This window comes from Rehaibacterium terrae (assembly GCF_014202935.1).
GTDB classification, from domain to species: Bacteria; Pseudomonadota; Gammaproteobacteria; order Xanthomonadales; family Xanthomonadaceae; genus Rehaibacterium; species Rehaibacterium terrae.
In genome coordinates this window covers 64,311-83,427 of record NZ_JACHHX010000013.1, presented here as the reverse complement: position 1 = coordinate 83,427, position 19,117 = coordinate 64,311, and the positions used below count along the sequence as shown (strand labels likewise).

The 19,117-nt window shown below is 70.0% G+C and carries 18 protein-coding genes; 3 read left to right on the top strand and 15 right to left on the bottom strand.

Annotation, left to right across the window (positions count from 1 at the left end):
• Nucleotides 1-147: 147 nt before the first annotated feature.
• The 7 genes from HNQ58_RS09740 to tcdA all read right to left on the bottom strand — a co-directional run bounded on the left by HNQ58_RS09740 (nt 148) and on the right by tcdA (nt 7,323).
• A complete protein-coding gene (locus HNQ58_RS09740; RefSeq protein ID WP_183948729.1) occupies nt 148-1,926 on the bottom strand; it encodes a S8 family serine peptidase in 1,779 nt (592 codons plus the stop codon).
• A 218-nt stretch (nt 1,927-2,144) separates the two neighbouring features.
• Nucleotides 2,145-3,221, bottom strand: a complete 1,077-nt coding sequence (gene alr, locus HNQ58_RS09735) for an alanine racemase (RefSeq protein ID WP_183948728.1) — start codon at nt 3,219-3,221, stop codon at nt 2,145-2,147.
• A gap of 110 nt (nt 3,222-3,331) precedes the next feature.
• Complete coding sequence (locus HNQ58_RS09730; RefSeq protein WP_183948727.1) at nt 3,332-4,726, bottom strand: replicative DNA helicase; 1,395 nt, start codon at nt 4,724-4,726, stop codon at nt 3,332-3,334.
• 345 nt (nt 4,727-5,071) lie between these two features.
• Nucleotides 5,072-5,521 (bottom strand): 50S ribosomal protein L9, encoded by a 450-nt coding sequence (gene rplI, locus HNQ58_RS09725; protein ID WP_183948726.1) that lies wholly within the window; start codon nt 5,519-5,521, stop codon nt 5,072-5,074.
• A 177-nt stretch (nt 5,522-5,698) separates the two neighbouring features.
• Entirely contained in the window at nt 5,699-5,929 is a 231-nt protein-coding gene (gene rpsR, locus HNQ58_RS09720; RefSeq protein WP_183948725.1) for a 30S ribosomal protein S18, read from the bottom strand.
• Nucleotides 5,930-5,952: 23 nt separating this feature from the next.
• On the bottom strand, nt 5,953-6,360 hold the full coding sequence (rpsF, locus tag HNQ58_RS09715) for a 30S ribosomal protein S6 (protein WP_183948724.1): 408 nt from the start codon (nt 6,358-6,360) through the stop codon (nt 5,953-5,955).
• A gap of 165 nt (nt 6,361-6,525) precedes the next feature.
• Complete coding sequence (gene tcdA / locus HNQ58_RS09710) at nt 6,526-7,323, bottom strand: tRNA cyclic N6-threonylcarbamoyladenosine(37) synthase TcdA (protein WP_183948723.1); 798 nt, start codon at nt 7,321-7,323, stop codon at nt 6,526-6,528.
• Nucleotides 7,324-7,396: 73 nt separating this feature from the next.
• Here tcdA and HNQ58_RS09705 point away from each other — a divergent pair, with 73 nt between their 5' ends.
• The 3 genes from HNQ58_RS09705 to HNQ58_RS09695 all read left to right on the top strand — a co-directional run bounded on the left by HNQ58_RS09705 (nt 7,397) and on the right by HNQ58_RS09695 (nt 10,667).
• Nucleotides 7,397-7,789 carry a cytochrome C gene (locus HNQ58_RS09705; RefSeq protein WP_183948722.1) on the top strand — a complete coding sequence of 131 codons (393 nt, stop codon included), beginning with the start codon at nt 7,397-7,399 and terminating at the stop codon, nt 7,787-7,789.
• Between the two features lie 103 nt (nt 7,790-7,892).
• Nucleotides 7,893-8,336 carry a glycine zipper 2TM domain-containing protein gene (locus HNQ58_RS09700; protein ID WP_183948721.1) on the top strand — a complete coding sequence of 148 codons (444 nt, stop codon included), beginning with the start codon at nt 7,893-7,895 and terminating at the stop codon, nt 8,334-8,336.
• 102 nt (nt 8,337-8,438) lie between these two features.
• A complete protein-coding gene (locus HNQ58_RS09695) occupies nt 8,439-10,667 on the top strand; it encodes a DUF5916 domain-containing protein (RefSeq protein WP_183948720.1) in 2,229 nt (742 codons plus the stop codon).
• An 84-nt stretch (nt 10,668-10,751) separates the two neighbouring features.
• On the opposite strand, the gene HNQ58_RS09690 is transcribed toward HNQ58_RS09695, so the two are convergent.
• The 8 genes from HNQ58_RS09690 to HNQ58_RS09655 all read right to left on the bottom strand — a co-directional run bounded on the left by HNQ58_RS09690 (nt 10,752) and on the right by HNQ58_RS09655 (nt 19,064).
• Nucleotides 10,752-11,219 carry a type IV pilin protein gene (locus HNQ58_RS09690; protein WP_183948719.1) on the bottom strand — a complete coding sequence of 156 codons (468 nt, stop codon included), beginning with the start codon at nt 11,217-11,219 and terminating at the stop codon, nt 10,752-10,754.
• The gene (locus tag HNQ58_RS09685) at nt 11,216-14,923 is read right to left on the bottom strand and encodes a pilus assembly protein (protein WP_183948718.1); all 3,708 of its coding nucleotides are present in this window, start codon (nt 14,921-14,923) and stop codon (nt 11,216-11,218) included. The genes HNQ58_RS09690 and HNQ58_RS09685 overlap by 4 nt, the downstream gene beginning before the upstream one ends.
• Before the next feature lie 37 nt (nt 14,924-14,960).
• Complete coding sequence (locus HNQ58_RS09680) at nt 14,961-15,485, bottom strand: pilus assembly PilX family protein (RefSeq protein WP_183948717.1); 525 nt, start codon at nt 15,483-15,485, stop codon at nt 14,961-14,963.
• A gap of 5 nt (nt 15,486-15,490) precedes the next feature.
• The gene (locus tag HNQ58_RS09675; RefSeq protein ID WP_183948716.1) at nt 15,491-16,597 is read right to left on the bottom strand and encodes a PilW family protein; all 1,107 of its coding nucleotides are present in this window, start codon (nt 16,595-16,597) and stop codon (nt 15,491-15,493) included.
• A gap of 26 nt (nt 16,598-16,623) precedes the next feature.
• A complete protein-coding gene (gene pilV, locus HNQ58_RS09670) occupies nt 16,624-17,079 on the bottom strand; it encodes a type IV pilus modification protein PilV (protein ID WP_183948715.1) in 456 nt (151 codons plus the stop codon).
• Nucleotides 17,080-17,084: 5 nt separating this feature from the next.
• Nucleotides 17,085-17,621, bottom strand: a complete 537-nt coding sequence (locus tag HNQ58_RS09665) for a GspH/FimT family pseudopilin (protein ID WP_183948714.1) — start codon at nt 17,619-17,621, stop codon at nt 17,085-17,087.
• 512 nt (nt 17,622-18,133) lie between these two features.
• Nucleotides 18,134-18,880 (bottom strand): SDR family oxidoreductase, encoded by a 747-nt coding sequence (locus tag HNQ58_RS09660; protein WP_183948713.1) that lies wholly within the window; start codon nt 18,878-18,880, stop codon nt 18,134-18,136.
• Nucleotides 18,873-19,064: a hypothetical protein gene (locus HNQ58_RS09655; RefSeq protein WP_183948712.1), complete on the bottom strand. Its 192-nt coding sequence runs from the start codon at nt 19,062-19,064 to the stop codon at nt 18,873-18,875. Before HNQ58_RS09655 ends, HNQ58_RS09660 begins: the two co-directional genes overlap by 8 nt.
• Nucleotides 19,065-19,117 lie beyond the last annotated feature (53 nt).

Below are 19,117 nucleotides of genomic sequence, written 5' to 3'. Positions count from 1 at the left end.
TCGCCCTTCCGCAGTTGCGCTTCGCTTCGCTCGCTGTGGCCAGCTCGCGGGAGGACTTGCACCTCCAAGAGTGCGCCCGTGCCGGGCGCACCGAAAAGGGGCCCGGCTCGCACCGGGCCCCGAATCTCCCGAAGGAGAGAGAAACGGTCAGAACTGCACGGTCACCTGGTTGCTGCAGGCGCTGGTGCTGTCCTTCACGCAGACCTGGTAGGTGACGCGCTCGCGCTTGGCGCCGACGTAACCATCGGTGTAGCTGCCGCCATTGGTGATGCCGGCCGCGACCTTACTGGTGCCACGGTAGACATCGACGTGGCTGGCGGTGCCCGCCGTCCAGCTGAGCGCCACACCGGTCGTCTGACCCCTGCTCTTGAGCACCGACGCGCTGAGGTTGCTCGGCGGGACCACCACCGGATCGGGATCGCCACCGCCACCGCCCTGCAGGTAGGCCAGCGCCGCGTCGGCGCGGATCAGGCCCCAGCCGTAGGAGTTGTCGCGACCGGCGCTGCCCAGATCCTCGGCGGTGACCGCCAGCGCCTCGCGGATCTGCGCGTTGGTCCAGCCCGGATTCGCGCTCCAGATCAGCGCGGCAACACCGGCGACGTGCGGCGTCGCCATCGAGGTGCCGTCGTAGAAGGCGTAGCCGTTGCCCTGGTTGTTCGGCACCGTGCTCACGGCGGCGGTCTTGCCGAGCTTGTTGCCTTTGAGGAACTGGCCATCCTCCTGGGTCATGCTGACCACCGGAATGGCCGGCGCGCCACTGCCCAGCGTGCCACTGAAGCCGCCCGGCACGTTGTTGTAGATGATCGCCGCGACGCCACCGCTGTTGGCCACATTCTTGGCCTTGTCGGCGAAGCTGATGTCGCCGCGCTCGCACAGCACCACCCTGCCGGCCCAGCTGCCGGTGGACAGGCAGCGGCCGCCGTCGACCAGGGCCGCACTGGCCGAGCCCTGATAGCTGCCATCGAGTGCCGAGACGATGTACGAGGTGCCGTCCACGACCGTCGAGGCTGACTCGAACGGCACCGTGCTGAGCACGCTCACTCCCGGCGCGGCCAGCTCCACCTGGTTGTTGCGCTGGGAGAAGCTGGCGTGCTGCTTGTTCTGGTCGAGCGCCGCCACCGAGATCACGCTGTCGTAGGACGCCGGGTAGCTGTGCTGGGTGTTGCCGCCGTTGCCGGCCGCCGCGATGCTGAGCACGCCGTTGTCGTAGAGATTCTGGAAGGCGTTGCGTTCGGTGGTGCTGCTGAAGCTGCCGCCGAGGCTCATGTTGATGACCTTGGCGCCGGCATTGGCACAGCGCTGGGCCGCATCGACCAGGGTCGAGCTGTAACTCCAGCCACAGTTGGCGCCGTCGAACACCTTGACGATGAACAGCGAGATGTTGCCGGTGTTGACGCCGACCACGCCGACATTGTTGTCCTTGGCCGCGATGGTGCCGGCCACGTGCGAGCCGTGCCCGCAGGTGTCGGTGTTCCAGCCGCTCGGGTGGCCGCCGGCCAGATGCACGCCCTGGAAGTCCTCGTGCGCGGCGTGGATGCCGGAGTCGATCACGCAGACCAGCGCGCCGTTGCCGGTCACGCCCTGCGACCATACCTGCGGCGCACGTACCAGATCGATGCCGTAAGGACGGGTCTGCGCCATCGGATGGCGCACCACGTCAGGCTCGATGTACTCGATGTTCGGATTGCGGCTCAGGCCCTGCAGCGCCTGCGCCGGCACGCTCACGGCGAAGGCATCGAGGTCGTCGAAGCGGTAGTGGAAGCGTGCGCCGGCGTTGATCAGCGCCTGTTCGGCCTGGGCCTTGGCGCCCGGCTTGAACTTCACCCACACGCGGTCCGGGTCGGGGCCTTCGGCGAATGCGGCGCTGCCGAAACTCCCCATGGCCAGGCCCAACACGAGGGCCTGGACGATCGTGCGTTGCTTCATCTGGTTTGTGCTCCCCAACAGGTGTTGCAGGCATGCGTCATCCCTGGCCCGCTGTCTCCCTCACCACGACGCTAGCACATCGTGCAAGTTTTCGGAATCGCGGCCGGCGCTGGCTCATATGCGCTGGAGAATCAGTCGCTTGCAGCCGCCCCGGGCGCTGCCGGCGGCGGCCGGCGCACAACGGCGCCGGGCGCGGCGCGTGCAGTCGGCGGTGGTCGTCAGCACTCGACGAAGCGCACGCGCCGGGTGATCGAGCACACCAGCTCGTAGCCGATGGTGCCGGCGGCGGCGGCGACCTCTTCCACCGGCAGCCCTTCGCCCCAGGCAACGACCGGGTCGCCGACGCGGGCATCCGGTGCGCCGCGCAGGTCGAGCGTGATCAGGTCCATCGAGACGCGACCTATGATCGGTGCGCGCACGCCGTTGACCAGCATCGGCGTGCCGGACGGTGCATGGCGCGGATAGCCGTCGCCATAGCCGAGCGCGACCACGCCCACCGGCATGTCCTCGGGGCATTGCCAGCTCGCGCCATAACCGACTTTCTCGCCGCCACGCACACGATTGATGGCGATCAGCCGCGAGGACAGCGTCATCGCCGGACGCAGGCCGAAATCGGCGCCGGTCTTTCCGCCCACCACACTGATGCCGTACAGCGCGCCGCCCGGCCGCACCCAGTCGGCGTGGGCATCGGGCCAGCCGAGCACGGCGGCGGAGTTGGCCAGCGACCGCTCGCCCGACAGCGTCGCGGTCGCCGCGGCGAAGCGGGCGATCTGCTCGCGCGTCTGGTCGCCGGCGAACTCGTCGGAGCTGGCGAAATGGGTCATCAGGGCGATGTCGGCGTCCACGCCGGGCAGTGCGCGCAGGCGCGCATGCACGGCCGCGGCCTGGTCCGGCGGGAAGCCGAGCCGATGCATGCCGGAGTCGATCTTCAGCCAGCAGCGGATCGGCGCGCCCCCCGCATCGGCCTCCAGCATCGCCAGCTGCGCGGCGTGATGGACGACGGTATCCAGGCTGAGCCGCCGCAGCAGCGGCAGGTCGGCCGGTTCATCGAAGCCGGACAGCAGCACGATCCGCTGTGACAGCCCGGCCGCGCGCAGGCGCTCGGCGTCGGCCAGCGAGGCCACGCCGAAGGCGTCGGCGCCCTCCAGCGCCCGCGCGACCCGCTCCAGTCCGTGGCCGTAGCCGTCGGCCTTGACCACCGCCATCACCCGGCTGCGCGGCGCCAGCGCACGCACGCGGGCGAGGTTGTGACGCAGGGCGTCGAGGTGGATGGTGGCGGAGGTCGGACGGCTCATCGGAACGCGGGAACTCGCAGGCGGCGTGAACACCACACATGCTGCCCGCCCTGGCGGGCGCGGCGAAGGCGAGATTGTGGCGATTCGCCGGCCCGAGCGAAAGCGCCGGACTACTCGAAGCTGCCGACGTGGTCGCGCGCGAGGTTGTCGAAGCGGGTGTACTCGCCGAAGAACTTGAGCTTGCAGGTGCCGGTGGGGCCGCTGCGCTGCTTGCCGATGATGACCTCGGCCAGGCCCTTGTCGGGCGAGTCCTTGTGGTAGTAGTCGTCGCGGTAGATGAAAACGATGATGTCGGCGTCCTGCTCGATGGCGCCCGACTCGCGCAGGTCGCTCATCACCGGGCGCTTGTCGGTACGCGACTCCAGGCCGCGGTTGAGCTGTGAGAGCGCGATCACCGGCACGTTCAGCTCCTTGGCCAGCGCCTTGAGCGAGCGCGATATTTCCGAGATCTCGGTGGCGCGGTTCTCCTGGTTGCCGGGCACCTGCATCAGCTGCAGGTAGTCGATCACGATCAGGCCCAGGTCGTGCTCGCGCTTGAAGCGGCGCGCCTTGGAGCGCAGCACGTCCGGCGACAGCGCCGGGGTGTCGTCGATGAAGATCTTCACCGTGGACAGCATCGAGATGGCATGGGTGACGCGGGTCCAGTCCTCGTCCTCGAGCTGGCCGGTGCGCAGCCGGGTGGCGTTGACCCGGCCGATCGAGGAGATCAGGCGGAAAGCCAGCTGCGAGGCCGACATCTCCATCGAGAAGATCGCGACCGCCTTCTTGGTCTTGAGCGCGGCGTATTCGGCCATGTTCAGCGCCAGCGTGGTCTTGCCCATGGCCGGACGCGCCGCGAGGATGATCAGGTCGCTGGGTTGCAGCCCCGCGGTCATCTCGTCGAACTCGGTGAAGCCGGTCGGCAGGCCGGTGACGCTGCCCTGGTTCTCGGCGCGCTCCTGCAACACCTGGAAGGCGTCCTTCATCGCATCGCGCAGCGAGACGAAATCGCGCCGGCCGCGGGCGCCGGACTCGGCGATCCTGAACACCTTCTGCTCGGCGCTGGCGAGCACTTCGGGGACGGCCCTCCCCCCGGGCTGGAAACCGTCGTTGACGATCTCGGTGCCGACCTCGATCAGCTGCCGCAGGATCGCCTTCTCGCGCACGATCTCGCCGTAGGCGGCGATGTTGGCAGCCGATGGCGTGGTGCTGGCCAGCTCGATCAGGTAGGCGGTGCCGCCGACCTGCTCGGCCAGCCCGTTGGACTCGAACCACTCGCCCAGGGTCACCGCGTCGAACGGGCGGTTGCGCTCGGCCAGCTCGCGGATGGCGCGATAGATCAGCTGGTGATCGCGACGGTAGAAGTCGTGTTCGCTGAGGAAGTCGCCGACGCGGTCGAGCGCGTCGGGCGCCAGCATCAGACCGCCCAGCACGGCCTGCTCGGCTTCCACCGATTGCGGTGGCACGCGCAGGGCTTCGATGCGGGCGTCGGTACGGTCTTGCTTGAATCCGGGACGTGCGGCCATGGGGCTCTCGTTATGGGGCCGTAGCGAGCATGCGTACAAACGGTCGGACATCGTAGCGGTCCCATCGCAAAGGTGTTGCGCACAACCCTGTGGATAAACGGTGGGAATCTCAGATCCTGCGACTTTCCGACCACCGGCGGCGAACACGGGAAAAGCGACGGGCACCCTGCGGGCGCCCGCCGGCGCGATACCCGGAGCCCCTGTGCCGGCAGGATGGAGCAGGCGGTGCCTGTGCGAACAGGCCAGGTGGCGTGGCCCGGATCGACACGGCCACCCGTACCCGGCCGCCGTAACGCAGACGGCCGCCCGAGGGCGGCCGTCCGCAGCGAGCTCAAAGCGCGGAAATCAGGCTTCCGGCTCGACGATCACCTTGACGGTGGTTTCGACGTCGGCGTGCAGGCGCACCTCGACCTCGAACTCGCCGGTACGGCGGATCGGGCCCTCGCCCATCACCACCTCGCCCTTCTCGAGCGCGTAGCCGGCGGCGGTGAAGGCCTCGGCGATGTCGCGCGGTCCAACCGAGCCGTACAGCTTGCCCTCGGTGGAGGCGTTGGCCTTGATGGTGACCGACGCGCCCTCGAGCTTGGCCTTGCGGCCCTCGGCGCCTTCCAGCAACGCCTTGGCCTTGGCCTCGTACTCGGCGCGACGCCGCTCGAACTCGGCGATGTTCGCCTCGGTCGCCGGCACGGCCTTGCCGTACGGGATCAGGTAGTTGCGGCCGTAACCCGGCTTCACCTTGACCTTGTCGCCGAGGTTGCCGAGGTTGGTCACCTTCTGCAGAAGGATCAGTTCCATGGTCTTGCTCCGTATTCGTTAGCGCGGCCCGCGGCCCCGCAACGCGATGGCTGTCCGAACGGACTGGAATATCGCCCTGCCCGGAAGCCCGCGAGCCAGGCGCGGGCCTACCAGAGCACGGCGGCTTGCTTGGAATCCCCGCGCCAGGGTGTGCGGTCTCTCGCGCAGGGATCGGCCTCAGTTGCTGTGATTGTCGCAGTACGGGATCAGCGCGAGGAAACGGGCACGCTTGATGGCGGCCTGCAGCTGGCGCTGATACTTCGACTTGGTGCCGGTGATGCGGCTCGGGACGATCTTGCCGGTCTCGGTCAGGTACTGGCGCAGGGTATTGAGATCCTTGTAGTCGATCTCGGTCACGCCCTCGGCGGTGAACTTGCAGAACTTGCGGCGGCGGAAGAACTTGGACATGTCAGGTCTCCGGAAGGTCGGGATCAGGCGTTGTCGGCGGCGGCTTCGCCGGCGCTCTCGCCTTCGGACTCGTCATCGCGACGGCGACGCTCGCCGCGCTCGCTCTTCTCGTCCTTGCTCTTCATGATGTGCGAGGGCTCGGTGACGGCCTCCTCGCGCTTGATCACCAGATGGCGCAGCACCGCGTCGTTGAAGCGGAAGCCGTCGACCAGTTCGTTCAGCACGGCCTGGCCGCACTCGATGTTCATGAGCACGTAGTGGGCCTTGACCAGGTTCTCGATCGGGTAGGCCAGCTGGCGGCGGCCCCAGTCCTCCAGGCGGTGGATCCTGCCGTTGTCGCCTTCGATCAGCGCCTTGTAGCGCTCGATCATGGCCGGCACCTGCTCGCTCTGGTCCGGGTGGACCATGAAGACGATCTCGTAATGACGCATGGGTATCTCCTTGTGGATGCTCCCCGGCGACGCCGGGGATGACAGCCCCCCGCCGCCGGAGGGTCCGACGCGGTGGAGCAAGGCCTCCCGCCGAAACGGGAGCCGCGCATTATGGCGCGAATCAATGGCTTGGAGCAAGCCGGAGGCTCTGAACGGGCGGACCGGTCAGGCCCGGGGCTTGAGCAGCAGCTCGATCGCCTTGCCCACCGCGGCGAAGGCGAAGGTGCCGGTGACATGGGTGGCCGCGCCCAGTCCCGCCCCGCAATCGAGCTTGAGCGCCGCGTCCGCGCCCAGCGCCGGGCGGGTGCCGCAGACGCTGCCGTCAGGCTGCGGGTATTTCACGTTCTCCAGCGAGTACACCGCCGGCACGCCGAAGTAGCGGTCGGGATTTTTCGGGAAGCGAAACTCGCCGCGCAATTTCTTGCGGATCAGCGCCAGCAGGGCGTCGTGCTCGGTGCGCGAGAGGTCGCGCACCCGCACCTGGGTCGGGTCGGTACGGCCGCCGGCCGAGCCGACCACCACCAGCGGCAGCTTGCGCCGGCGGCACCAGGCGATCGCCTCGACCTTGCTGCGGAAGCTGTCGCAGGCGTCCAGCACCAGGTCGTGGCCGCGTCCGAGCAGGTCGTCGAGGTTGGCCGGAGTCAGGAACGCCTGCACGCACTCGACCCGGATCGCCGGGTTGATCGCCCGGCAACGCTCGGCCAGTGCCTCGGCCTTGCTGCGGCCATAATGGCCGTCGAGCGCGTGCAGTTGGCGGTTGGTGTTGGAGACGCAGATGTCGTCGGCGTCGATCAGGGTCAGCGCGCCGACGCCGCTGCGCGCCAGTGCCTCGACCGCCCACGAGCCGACGCCGCCGAGGCCGACCACGCAGACGTGCCGCTCGGCCAGCGCCGCGCTGGCGCCCCGGCCATAGAGCCGGTCGATGCCGGCGAAGCGTTCGCGATGGTGCGGGTTTCCGTCCATCCGGCGATTCTATTCGCCGGACTGGCTGCGCGTGCTAGTTTTCGTGGCCACCGACGAACGACGGAGCCCACACATGCGCATCGCCATCGCGATTCTTCTCGGCCTGGCCATCGGTGTGATCGGTACCGCCATGACGCTCAATGCACTGCGCCAGGCCAGCGCCTTCCCGCGCGGGGTGATGGCGGTGATGCAGCACCACCTGGGCAGCCTGCGCCAGGCGACCCGCGACGGCCGTTGCGACGCCGGCGACAGCCAGCGTCGACTGCAGTCGCTGCGGATGCTGGCCGAGGACATCGCCCCGGCCTTCCCCGGCATCGACGACCCGGTCTTCCGCGACTACACCGTCAGCCTGATCCGGCAGATCGACGTCAGCCTCGCCGCGGTGCCGGACGACTGTTCCGCGCTGGAAGCGGTGGTATCGGACATTGGCAGCCGCTGCAGCGCCTGTCATCGCGATTACCGCTGACTGAACATCCGTCGCGCCCGATCGGCGATGGTCGGCACGCATTCAGCCTGGCCGGACTAGCGTGACAGCCGAAGCCCCCAAGGAACGGCCCCAGGAGGACCCCATGAACATCCGCCTCATCCTGCTTCCCGTGCTCGCCCTTTTCCTGGCCGCCTGCGCCAGCTCGCCGCAGTATGGCGGTGGCTACGGCCCGGCGCCGGGCGGCTACGCCCGCTGCTACGACTGCGGCACGGTCGAGCGCATCGAGGAAGTCCGCGGCGAGCGCCAGGCGACCGGCACCGGCGCCGTGCTCGGCGGCATCGTCGGCGGCGTGCTCGGCAACCAGGTCGGCGGCGGCAGCGGCAAGAAGGCCGCGACCGCGGCCGGCGCGATCGCCGGCGCGGTGGCCGGCAACGAGCTGGAAAAGAACGTCCAGGCCGCGCCGACTTACGACATCTTCATCCGCATGGACGACGGCCGCCGCATCGTGGTGAACCAGCGCGACCTGGCCGGCATCCGCATCGGCTCCTACGTGCGCGTGAGCGGCGGGCGCGCCACCCTGCGCTGACCGCGGCAGTCCGCGTATGCGCTCCGAACGGCCGGGCTTGCCCGGCCGTTCCCGTTGGCGGCCCTCGCCGGTCGCGGGCATTGCGGGCATACTCCCGCGCCCATGCTCCCCGCCCGCGCCCACTGCCCTGCCCTGCTGATCGCACTCGCGCTGCCGCCGCACGCGGGAGCGCAGATCCGCGTCGACGGCCGGCTGGACGAGCCCGAATGGGCCCAGGCGCTGGTCTTCACCGACTTCCGCGTCACCCAGCCCTACACCCTGACCGAGCCCAGCCACCGCACCGAGGCGCGTCTGCTGTCGACGCCCGAGGGCATCTCGGTCGCCATCGTCAACGAGCACCCGCCCGGGGTGCCGCGCCTGAAACCGCGCACCGAGCGCGACCAGCGCCGCCCGTCCGACCGGGTCAACTTCATCATCGACTTCGATGCCGACGGCCGGGTCGCCTACGACTTCGCCGTGCTGCTGTCCGGTTCGATCCAGGACGACATCATCACCAACCAGACCCAGTTCAACTCCGACTGGGACGGGGACTGGTCCTGGGCGGTGCATGAGGAAGAAGACCGCTGGACGGTCGAGATGCTGATCCCGTGGTCGGTCGCGCCGATGCGCAACACGCACACGCCAACCCGCACCGTGGCGGTGTACTTCGACCGCGTGCTCGGCCACAGCGACGAGCGCAGCGCCTTCCCGCAGGCCAGCTTCGACCGCGGCCGCTTCGTCGCCGACCTGCACCGCATCGAGATTCCGCAGTATCGGGCGGCGATCCTGCACGTCTTCCCCTACGCCACCGTGCTGCACGACCGCATCGCCGGCGACGGTGACTTCAAGGCCGGCGTCGATCTGTTCTGGAAGCCCTCGGGCGGCTTCCAGCTCAGTGCCACGCTCAACCCCGACTTCGGCCAGGTCGAGGCCGACGAACTGGTGGTGAACTTCGACGCCATCGAAACTTTCTTCACCGACAAGCGGCCGTTCTTCACCGAGAACCAGGGCTTCTTCGACCTGCGCACGCCCGATGCCGGGCAACTGGTCTATACCCGCCGCATCGGCGCCCGCGGCGACGACGGTGCGCCGGCGGCCGATATCGATGGCGCGCTCAAGCTCAACGGTTCGCTGGGGCATACCAGCTACGGCCTGATCGCCGCGCAGGAGGCCGATGCGGCCGGTCGCCGTTTCGGTGTGGCCCGGCTGTTCCGCGAGTTCGGCGCTGGCCTCGGCCTGGGCTGGCTCGGCACCTGGACCGACCGCCCCTTCCTCGGCCGCACGGCGCGCGTCCACAGCGCGGACATCGGCTGGCATGCCAGCGACAAGCTGCTGGTCAACGGCCAACTGATTCTGAGCGAGGTCGAGCAGGCTGGCGACACCCGGCGCGGCCACGGTGCCTGGGTGCGGATGAACTGGGCGCCGGACGCACGCTGGCAGCACCGTCTGGAAGCCACCCACTTCGACCGTCATCTCGACTTCAACGACCTCGGCTTCCAGCGCCGCGCCAGCCTCGCCGAGCTGCGCCTGGCCAGCGAGTACCTGCACCGGGTCGCCGCGCCGGCATCGCGCCTGCGCAGCACACGCTGGCGGGCCGACTTGCAGGCGCGGTACAACGACGAAGGCGACCGCCTGCCGGGCACGTTGACGCTGCAGCACAGCAGCGACTTCCACAGTGGCGCCTCGCTGCAGTTCGAGGCCGGTCTGCACGGCGCCGGCATCGACGACCTGATCTCCCGCGGCAACGGCCCGTGGCGGCGACCGGCACGGCAGACGCTGTTCGCGCGCTGGCGCACGCCGGTACGCAACGGCCTGCAGCTCAGCCTGCGCGGCACGCTCTATCAGGAAGGCCTCGCCGGCTACGCCTTCGACCCGCGCCTGGAAGCGACCTGGTTCGTCACCGACGACCTCAACCTTCAACTCCAGACCGGCCCGCTCTGGAGCCGCGACTGGCTGATCTGGCGGCAGGACGTGGAGTTCGGCCGCTACCGCCGCCGCAACGACTTCGCCGCGCTCAACCTCAACTGGTTCCCGGGTGACCGTCACGAGCTGCGGGTGAAGGCGCAATGGCTCGCGGTGACCGCGCGCGACGGCGAACGCCACCTGCTCGGCGACGACGGCCATCTGCGCGCCACCGCCACCCCACTGCCCGACTTCGTGGTCAACAGCTTCGGCCTGCAGCTGCGCTACCGCTACCAGTTCTCACGCTGGTCGGAGCTGTACCTGGTGTGGTCGCGCGGCGGCACGCTCGACACCGAGCGCGATCCGCGCGGCCCGCTCGACCTCTTCGACGAGGCGCTCTCGCTGCGCGATGCCGACCAGTTCCTGGTCAAGTTCCGCCACCGTTTCTGAGCCGAGACCGCCCCGGCGTGCGGTCGCCGCCGCGCGACAGACACGGCGGCGTGCGCCGATCTGCGCCTGCCGGTCGTCCGGCACTCACCAGCAGGCATAACCCGCCGGCGGGGTCAGGCTCTGGCCGCGCACGCCGGTGTGAGTCAAGGTGAGCGTGCCGCAGCGGGTGTCGTCCCTGGCCTGGGCCCGCTGCGGCGTGGCGTTGAGCGTGTAGGCGCTCGCCGTGAGCGTCGGTGCGCTCACGAGATACCAGCCGTTCTCGGAAGCCACGTTGACCGCGGCCTGGCAGGCCGGTGCATCGTAGGCGTTGAAGCGCGTGAAGCAGCGTTCCAGACGTGCGGCGACCTCGACCAGCGCGGCCTTGCCCTCGGCACGGCGGGCCTTGACCGCCTGCTCGGTGTAGGCGGGCACGGCGATACCGACCAGGATCGCGACCACGGCGATCGCGATCAGCAACTCGATGAGGGTGAAGCCGGTGGGCCGGCCGGGCCCGCAGGGGCGGCGGACCCGGTTCACCGGAGAGCGGCGCGAGGTGGCGCGAAACCCGCTCATGGCCAGTACTGCCGCCAGGAATTGCGGCCGCGCGCGCTGCTGGCGCGCTCGCCGACCGACTCGATGCCACCGCTCGATCCGCCCATGACCTTGTGCTCGATCTCGCCCTCGCCCTCGATGATCGCCGGCGTCTGGACGATGCCGACTTCGGAGCGACGCCCCGTCGGCGGCGCGCGCTCGCCATCGCCATACTCGACCTCGTCGCCGGGGCCGAACACCCCGTCGCCGTCGATGTCGAGCACCGGGTAGTCGAAGCGGCCTCCGCTCAGGGCCCCGAGCTCCATCAGCCAGCTGGAACCGCCCGTGGCGCAGGGATCGCTGGACGGGATCAGGGTGGTGAAGATGAGCCGGCCACTGCGCAGGACCGGATCGGCGACCACACGCTCGCCCTCGCGGCCATGGCGCGGCGAGACCAGGTCCAGATACCAGCCCTTGCTGGTGCTGGTGGGAAGCTCGGCACTGGTGACCCGGTACTCGCTGCCGGCATGCACGACCTCGGCCACGATCTGCTGGCGGACGAGCTGACTGCGCCCGGCGACACGATCGGCATTGACGTTGCCGGTCGTGCTGTTGGCATCGAAGACGCCGTAGACGCTCTGGACCGGCGGGTTGGCGCCGACGAGGTTGTCGCCGACCTCGAAGAATTTGCCGGTGCCGAAATAGACCATCAGACCCTCGCCATTGGGGCCGCGCCCGACCACCGGGCGCGCGGTGATCGGCTGACGCGAGGCTGCCGGGCAGGCGAAGGGGCCGCTCACGTCGCCGGAGGCGCACACCGTGATCAGCGGCCTTGGCTGCCCGCCTTGACTGTGCACGACGCTCCACTGGCTGGGGTTGCTGTCGCGGAGGTCGAACTTCCAGAGGTTGCCGTAGAGATCGCCCGCATAGGCGTAATCGGCGACTGCGTTGCCGTCGACGTCGACCACGAACGGCGCGCCCAGACCATTGGCCGCGGCCGTGGCCTCGTCCTGCGGCCGGACGGTCGAGATCCTGGCGAGCAGGTGACCGTCGCGGAGACGGACCACGAACAGCTTGGCCGACCTGGCCAGGCCGTAACCGCTGCCGAAGACCACCGCCCAGTCGCCGTTCGCAAGCCGCGCGATGCTGGGGCGGCCGATCACATGGCCGAGTTCGGGGTCGCTGAACTCCCACAGCACCTTGTCGGGCCCGAAGCCGTCGGGCCGGGTGACGTCGAAGGCGACCAGGCCGCGGCCGCCCGCCCCCATCGGCGCGACCAGCACGGTGCGCCAGGCGCCGTCGAAATAAGCGTCGCCGGCCACCGGTTTGCCGTCCATGTAGTAGCGGTGACGGTAGGCCGGGTCGGTGAGCGCGACCAGTGGCGAGGCCGCAGCGGCGGACTGCTCCGGGTCGCGCACGAAGCCGGAAGGAATGTAGGCCCAGCGCTCGATCCCGGTCTCGGCATCGAAGGCATGCAGCATGCCGTCGTTGGCACCGATGTAGAGCATGGGCCGGCGCTCGCGGTTGCCGAGACGGAAGCCCTGGTAACTGTCGCGCCCGGCGCTGCCTGCAGGCAGGCGCTCGTAGCCGTAATCGGCCGCGGCGACGAAGACCGGATTGGAATTGACGATGTCGCCGAGCACACGGGCACGGTTGCGGAACGGTCCGCCATTGGCCTGCTCACGGTCGCGGGCGCCGCGCAGCCAGTCGACCCGCTGCGCCCCCAGTCCGTCGGGCGTGCCGGCAGGGGCGCGGTCGAGTGCGGCCTGCTGCTGCGGGTCGAGGTTTTCCCAGCGGAAGGGCACGGTGAGGCCGGCGCCGGTGCGGGTGTAGATCTGGCGCGCCGAGGGCGCCGGGATCCGCTGCCCGGCGTCCCAGCGCAGCTCGCCGATGCGCCCGTCCGGCCGCACCCCGTAAGCGAGCAGCTCACCGCTCCAGTGCGTGCTGTTGAAGCGCGCCTGGTAGACCATGGTGCCGGTATCCAGGCGGGTGGCATTGGCGGCGACCGCCGAGAGCGAGCTGGTGACCTGCTCCTGGATGCCGCGCAGGGCCTCGCGCAGGGCGATGGCGAGCTGCTCGGCCGAGCGCGCGTCGTACATCTCGCCACGGCCGTTGACGGCAGCGTGGTAGAGGTCGTCGACCTGACCCTTGCCGGCGACGGCGGGATCGGGCCAGGCCGGTGGCATGGCATAGGCGTCGGCGACGCGGTGGTGGGTGGTGCCGAAGAGGTTGCCGACCGCGCCGAGCGTGATCGCGTAGGTGTTCATGTGCGGGTCGCGGTTGCAGTCGACCTGCGCCGGTACCGGCGTCAGGCTGCACACCGGCTGCACCGGCACCCGGCCTCCGGGCAGGTCACTGCGGATGCGGCGGTAGTAGCGCATCGCGATGTCGGCGATGGAATCGGCGTAGCCGTCGGCATAGGGCGGCCCGGCATCGCCATCGACGTTGCCCACGTTGATCGCACCGGCGGGCGGCAGGTTGGTGTAGCCGTCGGTGAACAGCAGCGTGAAATTCTGCTGGCAACTGTACTGGACGATGTTCGGGTTGGTGTCGAACTGGTTGCAGGCATGCAGGAAGGCCTGCCGGTTCGGCGTGCCGCGCCGGCCGCCGGTCATGCCGTAGAAGGCCGAGTACAGGGCCTGCCGGTCGGCGGCGACATCGACGTCGCGCATGGTCACGTTGCCGGAGGCGCTGTTGATGCGGATGGTACCCACCCGGGCCGTGGTGAAGCCGTCGAAGACCTGGCCCAGGCTGGCCCGCAGCGCCAGGTGACGCTTGCGGTGATACTGGAACCAGTTGGCGAAGTTCTGCATCTCGGCCGCATGACTGCGGCCACTCGGGAAGCTCTCGCCGGGCCGGATCTCGTACTTGCGCAGACAGGCACCGTCGGGTCCGATCGCATCGACGCCGGCCGGCAGGTTCGCCTGGTTCTGCGGGGTCCAGTTGGCGACGAAGTTGCGGTAGCGCGCATGGTCGCCGGCGCTGTCGCAGCGTCCGCCTATCCACGATGGCAGCACGATCGGCGCATCGGTCCGAAGGTAGTAGGTCGCCGGGTAATAGCGGTAGGCGTCGAGCCGGAACGTGTTGCTGCCCGGGTTGTAGACGGTGCCGGACGGCTGGCCATCACCGTCGGCGCCGCGCATGTGGCGGAAGGTATGGAAACGCCACTCGTCGTCGTTGGTGACATGGAGCTCGCGGGTGAGATCGATGGCCGCGCTTCCGGGCACACCAGGATCGGACAGCGCAGCGGCCGGGTTGGCCGGCCCGAAACTGTGGCTGCCCACGCTGACCCAGGGCGAATAGGTCAGCCGCGGGTCGTAGTACATCCCGTTGTAATCGGGGCTGCGCGCGAAGGCGAACTCCGGACGCGGCGGCAGCGCCTTGCTCCAGGGATGACTGTTGGCGTAGGCCTTGTTGCCGGCGCCGCTGCCGTTGGGGAACAGATAGGTATAGGCGCGGGCGCTGTCCAGCGTGTTGACGTACCCGCCCTGGGCATCGAAGAAACTGCGTGTGCCCGTGTCCCAGTACAGCACTCCCTCGCTGGTCGGGAACAGCATCTCCCAGTCCATGCTGCCCGAATCGTCGAGCACCAGCATGATGTTGGGCTTGACGCTGGTGGTCAGCGTCAGTGGCACCTGGGCGACCTGGGCGCTGGTGCCCGCGGTCGCGACCAGCCCCGCCAGGCCGACCGCGAACGCGATGCGGCGGATGCGGGTACGGATGCAATACCTCGGCGGAATCCTCATCTGGCGTTCTCCTCGTCCGGCTGCCGCAGCCGGGCCTTCAGCGGCGGAAGGTGGTCTGCAGGATCACCTGGGTCTCGACGGTGGCGCCGAAGCCGCGGGCGCTGATCCGGTACATCGTCGCCGGCGGCAACTCGCCGCCGGCCTCCAGCGCGCCTTCGGGATCGGGGATCGGCCCCAGCTCCTCGATCGCGAACTGTGGCTCGCGAGCGACCTGCCAGCCGTCGTCGCTGTTGAGCGTGTAGGTCAGGCTGGGCTGACTGTCCCAGACCGCCGGCTGCTCCCAGCGTGGCGCCGGGTTGATCTCGTGGTGGTACCACCCCGGCACCGTGCCCGGGGCCGGCACGGTGCCCTCGAGACGGCGCTCGCCCTCGCGCAGCGCCGCCTCGGCGGCCTGGAACGCCAGGTCGAGGCTGCGTGCGTTGCCGGCGATACGCTCCTGCAGCGATGCCGAGCGCGTCGCGGCGAGCGCGAGCAGGGTCAGCATGAGCAGCACCAGCAGACACAGCACCAGCACCGCGCCGCGCTGACGACCGGAGGAGGAAACGAGAGCGAGGCGGGGCATCGTCATCACCGCAGCCGGTTGCGCAACGAGACCGTGGTCGAGAACACGCGCCGCTGGCGGCGGTCGTCGACCGGGTTGATGCGCGTGCCCTCGAGCACGTAGACCGCACTGTCGGCCTCGGACGCGAACTCGCCGGGCGAGCGCACGAGCAGGGCGATGCGCACCGCCCTCACCTGTTGCCAGTCGCTCACCGCGTCGGCGGTCACGTAGTCCTCGGCATGGAAATTGCCGCCCGGATCGACACCGTAGAGCAGCTGCATCGATTCGACGCCGGAGATCAGCTCTTCGCGCTCGACGCGCGCCGCCGCGGCGCCGGCACGATGGGCCAGGCGCTCGCGGAACAGCGTCGGCGTGCCGTCGCTGCCGACGCCGACGTAGTAGGCGTGGCTGCGCAGGGCCGAGACCTCGGCGCCGGCCCGGAACGGACCGATCGGTCCGCGGGCGGCGATCGGCGAGCCGTTGCCGGGTGCGAATGGGCCGCCCGCGGCGCCGGTGATGTTGTGGCCGCCGGCACTGACCGCGGTGGCCTGGAAGATTTGCGCCTGCAGACAATCGGTGACCAGCAGGATGTCGCCGGCGCCGAAGTCGTGCGGCGTGCGCACGAAGATCTGCGCGCCCGATGTGTAGGGATCGACCAGCGGCACCGCGACCGGACTGGCCCCGGTGATCACGAGCACGTCGCTGCCGGCGATGAGGCGCGCAGTGTCGGCGAGCATCCGTGCGGGCAGTGTCGGCGCCCAGCCGGTGCCCGTGGACACCGCCGGCGGATCGGTCGCAGGCAGATCGTACTGCTGACCGGGCGCGGTACCGACGGCCTCGTAGCCGCGCACACCGGGCGTCAGGTCGTAGGGATAGGCGCCGTCGGCCAGATGGTTGCGGATCGGCAACGGCTGGCCCGGCAGGCGCCGGCTGGCGCAGCCGAACAGGCCGGCCATGCGCAGGTCGCGGGCGATGTGGTCCAGCGCATAGCGGCCACCCTCCTGCTGCTGGCCGAGCTGGTCCTGGGTCACGAAAGTGCGCTTGGTCGCCAGATAGACCTGCAGCACGGCCGCGGTCAGCAGCAGGCCGAGCACGAGCGCGACCATGAGCTCGATCAGCGACAGGCCGCGCATGCGGCCGCAGCGGTGGCAGGGCGGCGTCATAGGCGTGTGGCGACCACGAATTCGAGCGGCTGACCGGCAGCCGGGTTTTCGGCCCCGGTGTCGCCGCGGGCGTCGTCCCAGCGGATCGCGATGCGCGCGATCATCGTCGCCGCGTCGACCTCGATGCGGCCATCGCCTTGCGGCAACACCGCCTGCAGCCGCTGCCGCCAGGCCTGCAGGTCGGCCGCCGGCACCCCAGTGCCGGCCGGTGTGGCGCCATAGGCGAGGTCATAGCGGCCGTCGCGGGCGGCCTCGCGGTTGGCGCGCATCCGCTCGACAATCTCGTGCGCGAGCTGTACCGCCTGGCCGCGCAGATGGGCGTTGTGTCCGATCTTGAGCGAGGTCAGCTGCAGCGAGGCCAGGCCGAGCAGGCCGACCGCGGTGACCAGCAGGGCGACCATGACCTCGACCAGACTGAAACCGCGCTGCCGGCGGCAGACCGGCGATGCCATCCGTCTCATCCGCATGCACGCTTCTCCGTACGGACGCGACCGAGCCGGCCGACATGGATGCGGCGGTCGCCATCGCCGACGCAGGCCTGGGGACGCAGATCGAAATAGCGCTCGACTCCGCTGCCGCCGGCCGGCCAGTCGACCGAGCCGTCGGGCAGAAAGCGCAGCCAGGCCACCTGGCCGCCGAGCGTGAAGCCGTCGAGCCGCTGCCAGACGCGGACCAGCTCGGCACCGGTCGCGGTCGGCGCGGGGGCGCCCGAGACGACCGCGTCCTGGAACACGATCCAGCCGCCGCTCCAGTCGCCGCCGGCATTGCAGGTGCTCTGGTCGCCGCTCGCGCAGACGCCGACCGGGCGGCCGCGACGCAGCGCCTCGGCGCGCGCGAACTGCAGCGCGGCCACCAGCTCGTTGCTGGCGGCCGCGAGCCGGTTGGTGCGCACGAACTGCAACAGCGACGGGGTCGCCGCGGTGACCAGAATGACGGCCACGGCGAGCGTGACCAACAGTTCGACCAACGAGAAGCCGGTGCGCGGCTTCCGCATGGCATGTGCCCCCTGGAAGGTGACCGCCCAGCCCCCGCCGGGGCGATCCGATGAAGTTCTTGAGTCCTTTGGTCGGCCATTTAATACCTTCCATCTCCGACCAAACCGTGAACTTCATCACAGTCCATCCCCCTTCTCTCTGGTCACCGTCCCGACCGGCCGCCACGGCAGCCCACGACGACCGGCTTCTGGTCGGCACATCGCCCCCCATCTTCTGCACCCGCCGCGCGCCGGAAACCGAACCGGAAGAGCACGACCGGCGGCCGGGTGCGGCCCGCGCCGGCGCCGTCAGGCGATGGCGGCCGCGTGGCCTGCCGGGGCGGAGCAGCGCGTCGGCGTGCGCCCGTGCCGCTCACCAGCCACAAGCCCCGCGGGGCCGCACCGGGGACACCGCGAGCGGTTCACCGCCGTCCGGACTGGTCGCGGCCTTTCACTGCCGGTGCGACGTGCCGATGCAGGACGCCCTCGGGCAGCGAACTGGAGCGTGCACGCCGCGCCGGCGGCGGAGGCGGTCAGCGGTCCTGCCCGAGCGGCCGCAGCACGATCTCGTTGACACCGACCCGTGCCGGCCGCGTCGCCGCCCAGACGATGGCGTCGGCGACGTCTTCCGACTGCAGCGGCTCGAAACCTTCGGTCCACTGCAGGTAGGCCGAGCGGATGCGTGCGTCGGCGATGTGGTCGGTGAGTTCGGTGGCGACCACGCCGGGCGAGATGACGGTGACGCGGATGCCGAAACGGATCGCCTCCTTGCGCAGCGCCTCGGAGAAGGCGCGCACCGCCGCCTTGGTCGCCGAATAGGTCGCCGCGCCGGGGGTGCACAGCCAGGCGGCGACCGAGGCGACGTTGACGATGTGGCCGCCGCCGGACTCGCGCATCGGCGAAAGCGCCGCCTGGCAGGCGGCGATCAGGCCACGCACGTTGAGGTCGAGCATGGCGTCGAGATCGGCCGGCGCGGCACCGGCGAGGAAGGCGTTGCGCATCGCGCCGGCGTTGTTCACCAGCAGGTCGAGCCGGCGATGACGGGTGGCCACGCCCTGCACCAGCGCACGTGCCGCCTCGGCGTCGGCGAGGTCGCTCACCGCCGTCTCGCAGCGACCGCCGGCCGCCACCACCCGCGCGGCCAGCGCCTCCAGGCGGTCGGCGCGGCGCGCAGCCGCCACCACCGTCGCGCCACGCGCGGCCAACTGCATCACCGTCGCCTCGCCGATGCCCGACGAGGCACCGGTCACGATCGCGACTTTTCCTTCCAGCTCAGCCATTGCCCTTCGCTTCCTCGATTCTGTTGCGCCCGCACGAGCGCCAGTAACCACCCTCGGTCCAGGCGCGAAAGCCATCACGCGACCAGCCGATCTCCCCGCCGCTGCGGAAGCGGATCGCGAACTGCTGCGTGCCCGGCTGCTGCAGCAGGCAAGAGCACACCGCCCGCCTCGTCACTGCACGCATCGCGCCTTCCCCTTCGGGTCGGCCCGCTTCGGCGAACGCGCCACAGCCTGCCA